At 37.0% G+C, this 13,335-nt stretch carries 15 protein-coding genes; 5 read left to right on the top strand and 10 right to left on the bottom strand.

Annotated elements, in window-relative coordinates; all coding sequences use genetic code 11:
• Window positions 1-288, top strand: a 288-nt coding sequence (locus tag AC07YC_RS15690; RefSeq protein WP_494919844.1) for a hypothetical protein, incomplete at its 5' end; no start/stop codon positions are given.
• Between the two features lie 272 nt (window positions 289-560).
• Here the strand turns inward: AC07YC_RS15690 and AC07YC_RS15685 are convergent.
• Window positions 561-1,187: a hypothetical protein gene (locus AC07YC_RS15685; RefSeq protein WP_336637240.1), complete on the bottom strand. Its 627-nt coding sequence runs from the start codon at window positions 1,185-1,187 to the stop codon at window positions 561-563.
• 162 nt (window positions 1,188-1,349) lie between these two features.
• Here AC07YC_RS15685 and AC07YC_RS15680 point away from each other — a divergent pair, with 162 nt between their 5' ends.
• Both AC07YC_RS15680 and AC07YC_RS15675 read left to right on the top strand, forming a co-directional pair.
• On the top strand, window positions 1,350-2,285 hold the full coding sequence (locus tag AC07YC_RS15680; RefSeq protein ID WP_336637239.1) for a LysM peptidoglycan-binding domain-containing protein: 936 nt from the start codon (window positions 1,350-1,352) through the stop codon (window positions 2,283-2,285).
• Window positions 2,286-2,461: 176 nt separating this feature from the next.
• Window positions 2,462-2,680 (top strand): nucleotidyltransferase domain-containing protein, encoded by a 219-nt coding sequence (locus AC07YC_RS15675; protein WP_336637238.1) that lies wholly within the window; start codon window positions 2,462-2,464, stop codon window positions 2,678-2,680.
• Window positions 2,681-2,819: 139 nt separating this feature from the next.
• Here AC07YC_RS15675 and AC07YC_RS15670 read toward each other — a convergent pair whose 3' ends face one another.
• Together AC07YC_RS15670 and AC07YC_RS15665 are read right to left on the bottom strand one after the other, a co-directional pair.
• Window positions 2,820-3,044 carry a hypothetical protein gene (locus AC07YC_RS15670; RefSeq protein WP_336637237.1) on the bottom strand — a complete coding sequence of 75 codons (225 nt, stop codon included), beginning with the start codon at window positions 3,042-3,044 and terminating at the stop codon, window positions 2,820-2,822.
• A 3-nt stretch (window positions 3,045-3,047) separates the two neighbouring features.
• A complete protein-coding gene (locus AC07YC_RS15665; protein ID WP_336637236.1) occupies window positions 3,048-3,917 on the bottom strand; it encodes a LysR substrate-binding domain-containing protein in 870 nt (289 codons plus the stop codon).
• A 157-nt stretch (window positions 3,918-4,074) separates the two neighbouring features.
• Here AC07YC_RS15665 and AC07YC_RS15660 point away from each other — a divergent pair, with 157 nt between their 5' ends.
• Both AC07YC_RS15660 and AC07YC_RS15655 read left to right on the top strand, forming a co-directional pair.
• Complete coding sequence (locus tag AC07YC_RS15660) at window positions 4,075-4,674, top strand: nitroreductase family protein (protein ID WP_336637235.1); 600 nt, start codon at window positions 4,075-4,077, stop codon at window positions 4,672-4,674.
• 137 nt (window positions 4,675-4,811) lie between these two features.
• The gene (locus AC07YC_RS15655) at window positions 4,812-5,756 is read left to right on the top strand and encodes a DMT family transporter (protein ID WP_336637234.1); all 945 of its coding nucleotides are present in this window, start codon (window positions 4,812-4,814) and stop codon (window positions 5,754-5,756) included.
• 348 nt (window positions 5,757-6,104) lie between these two features.
• On the opposite strand, the gene rlmH is transcribed toward AC07YC_RS15655, so the two are convergent.
• From rlmH to walK, 7 genes are all read right to left on the bottom strand, one after another.
• On the bottom strand, window positions 6,105-6,584 hold the full coding sequence (gene rlmH / locus AC07YC_RS15650) for a 23S rRNA (pseudouridine(1915)-N(3))-methyltransferase RlmH (RefSeq protein WP_336637233.1): 480 nt from the start codon (window positions 6,582-6,584) through the stop codon (window positions 6,105-6,107).
• A 90-nt stretch (window positions 6,585-6,674) separates the two neighbouring features.
• Complete coding sequence (locus AC07YC_RS15645; protein ID WP_008177923.1) at window positions 6,675-6,839, bottom strand: CxxH/CxxC protein; 165 nt, start codon at window positions 6,837-6,839, stop codon at window positions 6,675-6,677.
• A 243-nt stretch (window positions 6,840-7,082) separates the two neighbouring features.
• Window positions 7,083-8,381 carry a S1C family serine protease gene (locus AC07YC_RS15640; protein ID WP_336637232.1) on the bottom strand — a complete coding sequence of 433 codons (1,299 nt, stop codon included), beginning with the start codon at window positions 8,379-8,381 and terminating at the stop codon, window positions 7,083-7,085.
• Between the two features lie 165 nt (window positions 8,382-8,546).
• Window positions 8,547-9,335: an MBL fold metallo-hydrolase gene (locus AC07YC_RS15635; protein ID WP_336637231.1), complete on the bottom strand. Its 789-nt coding sequence runs from the start codon at window positions 9,333-9,335 to the stop codon at window positions 8,547-8,549.
• On the bottom strand, window positions 9,335-10,159 hold the full coding sequence (locus tag AC07YC_RS15630) for a two-component system regulatory protein YycI (RefSeq protein WP_008177929.1): 825 nt from the start codon (window positions 10,157-10,159) through the stop codon (window positions 9,335-9,337). Before AC07YC_RS15630 ends, AC07YC_RS15635 begins: the two co-directional genes overlap by 1 nt.
• Complete coding sequence (locus AC07YC_RS15625; protein ID WP_336637230.1) at window positions 10,146-11,471, bottom strand: YycH family regulatory protein; 1,326 nt, start codon at window positions 11,469-11,471, stop codon at window positions 10,146-10,148. Before AC07YC_RS15625 ends, AC07YC_RS15630 begins: the two co-directional genes overlap by 14 nt.
• Window positions 11,468-13,333, bottom strand: coding sequence for a cell wall metabolism sensor histidine kinase WalK (gene walK / locus AC07YC_RS15620; RefSeq protein ID WP_336637229.1), 1,866 nt, complete (start codon window positions 13,331-13,333; stop codon window positions 11,468-11,470). Before walK ends, AC07YC_RS15625 begins: the two co-directional genes overlap by 4 nt.
• Window positions 13,334-13,335 lie beyond the last annotated feature (2 nt).

Genomic DNA, 13,335 nt, shown 5'->3' with positions numbered 1-13,335 from the left:
GGTAATGGTAATGGTAATGGTAATGGTAATGGTAATGGTAATGGTAATGGTAATGGTAATGGTAATGGTAATGGTAATGGCAATGGCAATGGCAATGGTAATGGTAATGGTAATGGTAACGGCAATGGTAATGGTAATGGTAACGGTAATGGTAACGGTAATGGTAACGGCAATGGCAATGGCAATGGCAATGGCAATGGCAATGGCAATGGCAATGGCAATGGCAATGGCAATGGCAATGGTAATGGTAATAAAAATAATACTGAAGTTATCATGCTTAAGGCATAATTTACCTCAGAACAAGCAAAAAGAGAAATTGCTCTGTGCAATTTCTCTTTTTGGCTTTTCTTATAAGGCCATTGATATTTTCACCATTTTTAATAAAAATCTGTACCTCTTTATCTTTCATAAATCACATCATTTACATATGATGAGGATCTTCGTAACGCTGCCAAGTGTGGCTTTTATTTATGAATATTACTCAATAATACCTGAATAACATCACTGATGCTAAAATTTATATTAAAGGTACGGCACATAAAGGAAAATTTTTACTTTCATTAAACTTCTAATGATTTATAAATCTTTTTGACTCTTTTTAATTGTGGTGCTGTTAGGTATCTTTCTCTTTTTCGTAACACTTTCAATAATTCATTTTTATTTTCATCTGTTACGGCTAACAGCGTACTTTCCGAGTGCTGAGGAATTTCCTTTGGTCTACAATTCTCAAGGTGATGAAGTAATATTGGAAAAATCACATCATTGTTTTCTTTACTGACAGCTGCTAGCTTCGCAAGAGTGAGGACACCTTTATCAATTGTAATAACTGAACCCACTTTCATCGCACTTTTTAATATAGCTAGATGAGCCATAATGGTTTCTGATGCTACCTCGGCAATCGTTGCCAATGCCATCATCCCGCCCCAGACCAAACGATTATTAGGGCTTTTTAGCAACTCTATAAAAGTCAGGACATACTTACTGATTAGTTCTGGTTTAACTTGCCCAATTTCGTACGCTACTTTCATACAATCGTATTGAATTTTTTTATCTTGGCACGTTAAGTTTTCAATTATTTCTTCTATACCCGCATCATTTTCTTCATGAATCAATTTATGTGCCAGCTCTATATTTGGCTCTTCATCGTTTCGACCTAGTTGAGAAGCTAACAGATCCACAACTGACATGATTATCCCCCACTTACGAAATTTATTTAATGTAGAAATATTATTGCAATATAAATGCCATGGACGAAATCAAATTAACATCTCCTTGTTCTTTTTCTCAAAAAAATCTATGTTACGATGATTCTACATTAACAACTAAGAACGCACACGGAGGATTAATACATGCTAAAAAAAATAATTTCAATTGTACCAGTTGCAATGCTTTCGGCAACTTTAGGTGCTAATGCTCAAGCTGCAACAATTAACGTACAAAAAGGTGATACTCTTTGGGATTTATCTCGTACACATCATACTTCTGTAGAAAATATTAAAACATTGAATCATATGACTACTAACCTTATTCACCCTGGTGATGTCCTTACCATTGCACAACAATATACCGTTAAGCAAGGAGATACTCTTTGGGATATAGCCCTAGATCATCAAGTCTCTGTTTCACAAATTAAAGAATGGAATCAATTACAGACGGACCTTATTCATCCCGGTTTACATCTATCGATTATCGATGGTACGAAAACAAGTAAGGCTGTAACTGACAAACCAATAAAGCCTGTAGCTCATGCAGCAAAGGAAACGACAACTTCAGTAACAAATAATACAACTGCAGTAGAAAGTAAACCTGAAGAAACTGCTTCATCAACAAATAATACAGCTCCAAAGAATAGTGCTCCTGAAGCGACCGCTCCATCAACAAGTACTACTGCTTCAAAGGATAGTGCTCCTGAAGCAACTGCTCCATCAACAAGTACTACCGCTTCAAAGGGGAATGCTCCTGAAGCCAATGCTTCTTCTACAAATAAAACTGCTTCAAAAGAAATTATAGTGGAAGCTTCAGCCTATACGGCTTCATGTGAGGGATGTTCTGGTATTACTTCTACTGGCATGAATCTTAAAACCAATCCAAATGCGAAGGTCATCTCAGTTGACCCAGCTGTAATTCCATTGGGTAGTAAAGTTTATGTGGAAGGCTATGGTGAAGCAATTGCAGGGGATACTGGTGGTGCCATTAAAGGAAAACGAATCGATGTCTTTTTCCCTTCTCAACAAGATGCCATTAATTTTGGCGTAAAACAATTAAAGGTCACAATATTAGACTAACCAGCCTCAAAAGCCAAGAGAGAACCCGATTAGGTTCTTTTTTGGCTTATTTATTCAGTTGCATAATTCTTGGTGATAGTTCCAATGAATTGCACTTACTTATGATATGGTTCACTGAAATGGATTTAAGTGCGGTTTTTTCGTCTAACCTTTAAAAAATAAAGGACGGTGATAGCATGTTAAATCGAGAAGTTGAACAGCAGTTAATAAAAACAATTAATGAACAATTGAATCCAGCGTTCATTATTTTATTCGGCTCTTTTGCCAAAGGGACTGCTCGTCATGATAGCGATATTGACCTTGCTTATTTTAGTGAGCAGCAGCTCTCATCCTATGAACGTTTTACGCTTGCCGGAGACTTAGCAGTATCACACAGCACTCGTATAAAAGTCTAACGAAGCCTCAACTTCCTTCTCAATAAGCTCTACAATGTCCCCTTAATGTCGTATGTGCTTTGTCTAATGCATCGTAATACGCCAATCTATTTTCTATTTGAATAATAATGTGGATAGCCAGAATTCATTAGTTCTAAATTTAACAACAATCTTGATGTACGACCATTTCATCAATAATTGGGTGAATTCCAATAAAAATTGCATGTAACAACGCACCATGAACGCTTCGGTGTAATGCTTGTGCTTCCCTTCCGTTCCAACTCATTAAAGCATTCATTTGCTCTTGAATTTTGAAAGGTGTGCGCATCGATTTTAACATGTCGATGAATTGTTCAAATGATTGTAGAAGTAAATCAGTGCTCAACTTCTAAAATCGTTCTATAACTCTTTTCATGAAACCTTCAGCTGCTTTACTCAAATATTTGTCGTTACGATAGAAGATATCAAGTTCCCTCGTTGGTGCATTTTCAATGGGTATTGCTCGAATACCTAGCGATTGGAAGTTTTCGATAAGTTGACTAGGTTGAATAGTAGCACCAATGTCTTTTTGAACGAGTTGAAATAATGATGTAGCCGAGCCAGTTTCCATAACACTATTAATCGTTACTCCTTGCCTATCACACCATTTATCGATTAGATCACGACCACATTTCCCTTGAGGATACATAACAAGTGGTATATCTACCAACTCTTCTGGTTTGACGCTCCTCCTCTGAGATAAGTCATGACTTTCATTCACAAATAAACTGTACCTCTCCGTATAGAATGGAATACGCTCTAAATGAGAATTTGCTTCTACCTTTAAACCAATGCCAATATCAACTTCATTACCTAGCACTTTTGTTAAACTTTCTATTGTCGGAAATACTTGCACTTTTGTGTTGGGGAATTCCTTTCGAAAATCAATTAAAATCTCTGTTAAGCGATAATCAAGATCTGAAGGCAGTATTGCGATGCGTAAATGTCCCTTGTTAAAATCTATCAAATCAGAGATAGCTTTTTTGGCATTTTCTAAATCCTGATGAACTTTTAGAGCATAGTGCTCAAGTAACTCACCAGCTTCCGTTTTCACTGTTTTTTTGCCAATTCGATCGAATAATGGTGCCCCTATTTCGCCCTCTAGAACACGTATCTGCTGACTTAATGTCGGTTGAGAAATCCCCAATTTAAAAGCTGCTTCAGAAAAATGTAACTCCTTACACAGCATAAGGAAGTAATTTAATTGTCTAATCTCCATATCAATTCCTCCTTTTCTATAGCCAAAACCTATTGTTTGTATAGAAAAAATAGTATTGAACTATTATACTTCGAATTTTACAATGAACGTATTAAAAAGGAAAGGAACTTAGGTAGGATACTGTGGTGAAAAATTATTAGAAAAGGAGTTTACAAATATGAAGAACAGATATATTGAATTGATGGAAAAGAGGCGTTCAATTTACGCTCTAGGAAAAAATGTAGAACAGACTGAAGGAAAACTTCAAGACACTATTATGGAGGCAATAAAGCATAGTCCAACTGCTTTTAACTCACAAACTTCACGGGCAGTAATTTTATTTAACGAACATCATGATAAATTATGGGATCTAGTTGAAGAACAGTTACGCTCAATTGTTCCAGCAGAAAACTTTGCCCGAACAGAAGAAAAATTAGACTCTTTCCGTGCAGGCTTCGCTACCATTTTATTTTTTGAAGACCAAGACGTCATTCAACAGTATCAAAATCAATTCTCTCTATATGCAGAACAGTTCCCTATCTGGTCTGAACAAGCAACCGGAATTGCGCAGCATTCTGTATGGATGGCATTAGCCCAAGAAAGACTAGGTGCCTCCCTTCAACATTACAACCCACTTATCGATCAAAATGTGAAAGACGAATGGGGAATCCCTGATAATTGGAAATTAACTGCACAAATGCCATTCGGAAGTATTGAAGCAGTGCCAAGTGAAAAAGAATTTTTGGCAAATGAAGAGCGCTTTAAAGTGTTTCGTTAATATACCTACGAAAGTAAAACTTTAATCCGTGGTAGTTTTTTTATCTCCCACCTAACTTTTTTGCCGACAGCTCAATTTTGAGGTGGGGGTGTTACTGCCCGATAATGCACGATAAAAGGATTGGAGTCTTTGTAAAAATGTCTAAAAAAACAAAAGCTTATTTCGCAGCAACCATGTATGCACTCATCATCGGCTTTTCATTTATGTTCGTAAAACTGAGCCTTGTTGCTTCTTCACCGCTTGATACACTGGCACACCGCTTTTCTATAGCTTTTGTTATCGCTACTGCTATTATTGTCTTGAAAAAGATTCGCTTAAATGTGACAAAGAAGGACGTGTGTAAGATTCTTCCATTAGCTTTAATTTATCCTACTTTGTTTTTCACATTTCAAACGTTCGGTCTAGTCTATGCTTCTTCTTCAGAAGCCGGTATTATTCTAGCTACTGTACCAATTTTCACTTTGATTTTAGCATCAGTATATTTGAGAGAACATACAGTACCATTACAAAAGGTCTCGGTGTTATTATCAGTCTCAGGCGTCATTTTCATTTTTGTTATGAATGGAGCAGATACAGGTTCACAAAATGTAAAAGGAATTTTCCTTATGTTACTGTCAGCCCTTACTGGTGCTTACAATACCGTTTTAGCACGTAAACTTGTGCAACATTACTCATTTTTTACGATAACTTACATTATGACGCTCTTTGGCTTTATCTTTTTTAACATTGTAGCTATTGGAAGTCATATGATAACGAAAACGATGCATCAATTCATCGAACCGTTCTCAAGCGGAACGTTTATCATCGCTATTGTTTACCTTGGAGCACTTTCATCTTTAGGAACTTCCTTTTTCTCCAATTATGCACTTTCGCAAATTGAAGCGTCAAAAATGAGTGTCTTTAATAATTTAGCTACATTAATTACGATTATTGCTGGCGTCCTTTTCTTAAACGAAACGATTCAATCCTATCATATTTTCGGTACAATCATTATTCTACTAGGTGTTTTAGGATCAAACTATAACGCTCAGCAAAAAAGTGAAAAAGCCTATGCTATCCCTAGACAAGTAAATGAGGATTAACCAGAAGTTCGAAAATAGCGTACATTTATCGATGTAAGAAAAGCAAGCACCCTTAAAGTGCAAGATGATTTTTGGCAATTACGGCGTGCTTTGAACGAAACATTCTAGATACAATTTCGAAAGCCTTCGCTTATAAAGATTGTTTCAAAAAACGACACAAAGCGAAAACTCACGAATCGTAATTGTTGTCGAGACAAATCACCTGAGGAGTTTTCGTTTTGTGTTATCAGTCTATTAAATTGAGCTTCCTTACACACTAGTGAACGTTGGTTTCACGTATATGCAACGGAACAACTAGTAAAAGAAAAGGCATAAGCTATTACATTAAATATGAGTGAAAAACCTCCCTTACTTATGGTACGGTTCACCCTTCATAATTCTAAAGCTTCGATAAACCTGCTCTACGAGTACCAGTTTCATGAGCTGGTGCGGTAAGGTCATTTTGCCGAAGGATTGTTGCTCGTCGGCTCTTTTTAGGACGTCTTCGTGTAGGCCTAGGGAGCCGCCGATGACGAAGGCAATTTTGCTTTTGCCGTAGGTCATGAGAGATTCAAGATCAGTCGCCATTTGTTCAGAGGTTTTCATTTTGCCATTGATAGCGAGAGCAATGACATACGTGTCTGCACTAATTTTGCCTAGTATCCTTTCTCCCTCTTTTTTCTTCACGATATCCATTTCAGCATCACTAAGTTGTTCGGGTGCTTTTTCGTCAGGTACCTCAATCAAATCCATTTTTGCATAGCCACCTAGTCGTTTTACGTACTCATCGATCCCCATTTTTAAGTACTTTTCTTTTAACTTGCCGACTGATACAATCGTTATATTCACACGTTATCCACCTTTACAATTCATTTACAAACAAATTATCCACAAAAGTTATCAACATATCCACATGCCATTGCTATATATTGTGTAAAGTTATTTACTTGATACAATATATTCTGCTGGCTGTTCACAGTAGCTACACTTTGTGGATAACTTTTTTTCCTCTTCGATTTTATCCATAATTGGGAACACTTTTTGCTCTGCTACAAACATGTCTAAAGCGTGTTCTATATGGCTTTCACAGCTGTATTTTTCCATTTTTTGTTGTCTCCTTATTTTCCGAAATTTCCACAAACTTATTCACATTTCAGTCTATGTTATCCACAACCTATTGTATCAAAGGAATAGCATGTATGGAAGAAGTGCCTTTTCCTCACTGTTTATTGTATATAATCAGTATTCATAATTTTCTAGTTATCCACAATATTTTATTAAAGGACTTCTCTATCTCCACAAAAAAGCAGCGGAGATTTTTTCAATCCCCACTGCTATTCACCCTTTTTACAATGAATTACCGTTTGTTAATGTAAGTGTAAGTTCTACCAATTTACCTTGGCGGTAAACTTTTAATGTTAATTGATCACCGATTTTTTTCTCATTATATAGATGTTTACGTAAATCAATGGCAGTTTCTATTTTTTGACCATCCATTTCCACAATAACATCATATTGTTGGATTCCTGCTTTGGATGCTGGTGAGTTATTCATTACATCTGTAATCACAACTCCTGTTGTCACCTCAGCTGGTAATTTTAATGTTTGTTGTTGGTAGAAGGCTGGAACATCTGTTAGGTCTGCTAATGAAATTCCCATTGTTGGACGTTTCATTTCACCATTTTTCTCTAGCTCCTCAATAATCGGAATGGCTGAATTAATTGGAATAGAGAAACCTAGACCTTCCACTGAGGATTCTGCAATTTTCATGGAGTTAATCCCTATTAACTCTCCAGCTAAATTGACAAGTGCTCCTCCACTATTCCCTGGATTAATGGCTGCATCCGTTTGTAATACTTCTTGCTGCCAATCTTCTGTGCCGTCACCGTTTAAGTCTACTGGTACAGAACGATCCTTACCTGAAACAACGCCAGTTGTCACAGAGCCATAGAAATCTAAGCCAAGTGGGTTACCTATTGCTATAACTGTTTCCCCTTGTTTTAACACATCGGAGTTACCGAATGTCGCTACTGTTTTTACATTTTTTGAGCTAATTGAAATAACGGCAAGGTCTGTCCAAACATCATGGCCCACTAGCTCGGCTTGCTCTTTTGTTCCATCAGGCATTGTGACCTCTAGTTGTTTAGCCCCTTCAATAACGTGATTATTTGTTACGATAAAGGCTTTGTCACCTTCAATTTTATACACTACACCTGAACCGCTTCCCGCTTCTTTTGTTGTTGTTGATTGCTGGCTCCAAAATCCTCCGCTTGTTACTTCCTGAATGTTAGTAATACCCACAACGGCTGGAGAAGCTTTATCAACGGCTTTTGTAACATCCGTTGTTACCTCTGTGGCAACTTGATCAATGGTCGTATTATTTTTACCTGTATTACTTGATGTTGTACCAGGCATTTGATTGACCAGACCAGGCAACATCAGCCAAACAAGTAAGGCACCTATAATGACGCCGACCAAGCCACTAAAGAAATAGCCACCTTTTCCTCCGCCTCCACCTTTCTTTTTATGACGCTTGGTCTGCATTTCTTGCTCCTCGCGCTCTAGTCTTTCTTGGAGAGGTGATTTCGGTATTTCATCATTTTTTAGGAAATCACTGTTTTTATCATCATCTTGAAAGTAACTCATGTTCCTCATCCTTTCCTTTACTGCTTTTGTTAATTGTTACCCTAATCTTACGATTCAAACATTAAAATCAGATGAAAAACAAATAAAATGGACATAAAAATAGCTACCCAACGCATTTATTCAAATGCGTCGAACAGCTTTAAGTTTTACCTAAATAACGAGTCGTTAAACCGTTACTAATTTTGTTGGCTCCTCTGCATCAGTATCAAAAAGATGGACATGCTCGCCAACCATAATGCCACAGGACTGTAAGGTTTGTGACACGCTCATGCGCGCCAGCTCTTTCATATTATTATCCTTACTTAAATGCGAAAGATAGATATTGGTCGTCTTATCAAATACGACCTCACTCATTGCAATTGCTGCATCCTCATTGGACACATGTCCTACATCGCTTAAAATACGGCGTTTTATGGACCAAGGATAACGTCCCATTTGAAGCATATTAACATCATGATTACTTTCAAAAACGAAGGAATCTGCTCCGCGTATAATACCTTTCATACGATCACTAACATACCCTGTATCTGTAATAATAACAAGCTTGCGACTACCCTCATGGAATGTGTAGAACATTGGATCTGCTGCATCATGTGAAACTGCAAAAGATTCAACGGCTAAAGAGCCAAAATGCTTCACTGTATCCATGTCAAATTCAAAACGTTGCTCTACAGGAATATCACCAACTAGCCCGTCCATCGCCTGCCATGTTTTGGCGTTTGCATAAATCGGTACATTATATTTTCGTGCCAGTACACCTATTCCTTTAATATGATCACTATGCTCGTGTGTAACGAAAATTCCACTAAGCTGCTTCATACTCCGATCAATTTTTGTAAATAGCTGCTCCATCTTTTTCCCACTAAGACCAGCATCCACGATAAAGGCATAATCGTCATTCTCTACATAAATGGAATTCCCTGTACTGCCACTTGCTAAAACACTAAATCGCATTATTCAACTCCCCAGTCTTCTTCTTCGCCCTCTTGCTTGTCCTCCTGGATTTCAATGACTTTGCCTTCGACTGCATTGACAAAATACTCTTCTGTTTCTCCATCCGATAATTTCACTCGTACTTCCCATGTTGGCACTAATACCTGTGTACGAGTCAATTTAACAAGTGTTGAGTAACCTAACTTCATTTGCGTAATACGTGAGTCTGGCTTGAGCGGTCCTTTTGCATATAAAGTTTGAATAATTTGAAGGGGAGGAATGACAGTTTCCTGTTGTTCCATTTCTTCAATATTATCAATCATTGTTTGCTCATACATAGTTACTTCATTATTGGTATTCCATTTAATTTTTAATGAACCATTGTAATAGAACATCCGGTTATTAGTCTTCTGGAAAAAAATTGCGATGCGCTCTTCGCGATCTACTTTCCATAAGGCATACGATGCTCCCTCATTTACGTTTGCAACAGCAAAATCCGTAAAGCTTGCATCATCACTCACATTTCGTAATTTAACAGGCTTTAAGAAAATAGCACGAACTTTTGTATTCGTATTATCCCTAAATGTAATTTGTTGGTTACTATTACTAAATTCATCTGTGGTGAATTTATGCACTTGAGCTGTCATATAAGAAGCAAACTCAATATTATTTGGTAAGGAGCCATACGTAATGTTATCATCTTTTAAACGAGCTTCTATTGTTTTTTCGCCCGGAACCTCAATATCTTTCGCCTCATTATAGCGATTTACATAAAGGGAATATAAGAAGATGTTTAGAATTAAAAAAACGAATATAAAAATAGATTTCGTTCTATTCCAATCCATTTTTAACACCTCCTAAAACTTCAGGAGTTAGCTTAATCCAAGATCCATTACGGATGACAAACCAACAAGGTTCAAATGTAAATATATTTAGTTCTTGATTTTGTGTTAAATAATAACCTAAAACAATTTCATCGATATCTGCTAGAGCAATATTATTCCCAACTTTTAATCTCTCAGCAATATCTGCTCCCGACGATAATTCTTTGATTTCCTTTTCTGCTTCAATGTCCATATCTAATGAGAAGTATGGACGTTTATAATGGAAAATCCGGCTATCTCCCCAAATTGTCGTCATTCGAGTAATGACATGATTGCTATAGACCGGTAAACCTTGTAAATATAATTGATAGTCCATTTGATTTTTATTTGTGTTCGTTGAAGCATAACGGAAATCGGCAGTATATCCACCATGCTCGTTGATAAATTCAAAGCTATCTTTTAGCAATTTTGAAGGCTCTATTCTAATACTGCTTTCTGCAGCTGGATAAACATAGTTTAATGACTTTAGATTTGTATCTAATGTCATTAATGACATACCATCTGTATACTTTTCAGAAGAAGCACTTTCAACATTGCGCCGCACTATATTTGGATCTGTAAATAACACATTTTTAAATAATTCTGGTGTGATTTCTTCAATATAGTACGTAAATTTTACAGATTCCATTTTATTGTTATCTACATAAAGTGATGTCTGATTTTCTCGCTCAATTTCTTTAAACGTGCCATATTTTTTTGCAGGCTCTATGACTTCCTGTATAAATTGGTTCATGTTTGGCACGCTTACATGTGAGCGGAATAATGATTGGTTATTACTACTAATGTAATAAACCATTAACTCTTTGGTGCTTGAATTACTCCAGTCAATAATCATACGATTGAAGGTTGTTTCTGGTAACTCCTTATCAGCAAATTGAAAAATGGTGTTAAAGGCTGAAAATGGAACCTCACCAGTGAAAAAGATCGTCATTCGATGGTCTGCGCCAATAATTTGATTTACATAGTTTGGCGAAAGATTGTTGTTAACAGGCTCTAAATCTAGAACGTTCCAGCCTTTAAAAGTTTTCATCAAATTCTTCATGGCATTATTAGATACTGTGCCTGTAAAACCCTCATCGAAACGGAAAATAGTCTTGTATGGACGAATAATATCCTCCATTTCCTTTTGCGGCTTAATTAAAATTTCCTTCCGCTCCGTATTTTCAATATATTTATAATCTGGTGTGTACGTCCAAATCAAAAAAGTTAGAATCACACTTAGCATGACAAGTAGAAATAAAACAACAGATTTAACTGGCTCTATATATTTCATTCCCACTCACCTGCCTCACCAAATTCATCTGCATCATATGGTAATGTGAAGAAAATTGTCGTGCCTTGCCCTTCCTCACTCTCTGCCCAAATCTTTCCGCCATGCGCTTCAATCATTTCCCGCGCAATAGCAAGCCCCAAGCCTGTTCCTCCCATGGAACGAGCACGAGCACGATCGACACGATAGAAGCGATCAAAAATACGGCCTACATTTTCTTTAGGGATCCCCATGCCATCATCTGAAATCATGACTTTTAGCATGTCGCCTTGCCCTGTGAAACCAAAGCGAATATTTCCGCCATCTGGAGAATATTTGATGGCATTCGAAATGATATTATCAATGACCTGTGTCACCTTATCCGTATCAATTTCAACATAAAAGGAGGTTTCAGGGAATAATCGTGCAAACTGTACTTTATCAGACTTAGACATTTCAAATCGATCGATAATTCGGTTAAAGAATGAATTAAATAAGACAATATCTTTGCTTAACTCATAGTCTGAACTATCCATTCGTGATAATTGCAATAAATCATTGACTAGTCGAATCATACGTTCTGTTTCAGTTTGCGTTACGTTTAAAAATGTAGGAGCAATATTTTCATCCTTCCATGCCCCATCTGCTAGTGCCTCTAAATAACTACGCATAGTTGTTAATGGTGTTCTTAATTCATGGGATACATTCGATACAAACTCGCGACGATCCATTTCTATCTTTTCCTGCTCTGTTATATCGTGTAATACAGTAATAAGACCATTAATAAAGCCTGTCTCTTTTTGAATAACCGAGAAATTGGCACGTAATATATAAGGTGCATCTGATGTACTGAAATTTAAATTAATAGCATCACTCATATGAATTAAATCTTCAAAGCTATATTCCTGATCAATGCCCAATACCGAGGCAATAGGACGACCTAGTGTAATATCCCTTGAAATATGCAGTAACTCCAGCGCCGGGTCATTAATTAAAATAATACGTCCCTTACGATCTGTCGCAATAACGCCATCTGTCATATTACTAAGGACTGAATCTAGCTTTCGCCGCTCCGCATCAGTAGTGGATTGTGCCTCTTGCAAACGATTGGTTAAATGATTAAAGGTAACGGCAAGCTGACCTATTTCATCTGTACCATATACCCTTACCTTGCGAGAATAGTTGCCCTTTGCCATCGCTTGAGCCTGCTTTCGCATATCAGCAATTGGTTGGGTTATTGTTCGAGCAACGAGAATACCTAAAAAGATAGTAAAGACTAACGACATAGCTGTGCCGCCAAGGAAAATACGGTTAATTTCGTTCATTTGTTCAAAAACGGACTCTATATTCGCTTCAATATATAGAACGCCTATAATTTCATCATCCGGCCCTGCACCAGCTCGAATCGGGTTCGCCAATACCCATACTCGATTCCTTGTTTTGTTATCGAGTTTTATAATATCAAAGAGTGTTTCAGCAGATATCGCACGACGCACAAGGTCTGTGTTAGAGCGTTGTCCTATTAAATTTTGATTTTCGAGCTCAGATGTGGCAAGTATTCTTTGTCTATCATCAATGACACGAATTTCTAAAATATCACCATTAGAAACGTCTCTTAAACCAGTTGAAAACTCCGTAACGATTGACTTCAAGCTTTCCTCTAGTTTAGGCATGCTTTCGTCGCGTTCCTTTAAAATTTCCTCACGAAGACTATATTGCATCAGGTCAACTCGCTGAAAAATAGAATCTTGAAAGTTGCTCTTCAAATTTTGTTCTAACTGGCGGGCAAAATAAATACCGATAATTTGTAAAGCAAGCAATATTAATAAAATGTAAATCAGCACTAGTTTGACATGAATGGATTTAAAGAAGCTCACTTTCTGCATTC

The sequence above is a fragment of the Lysinibacillus sp. GW247-5R2A genome, assembly GCF_059424475.1.
Note: the sequence above shows the minus strand (reverse complement) of the source record. Positions and strands in the feature narration are given on the sequence as shown.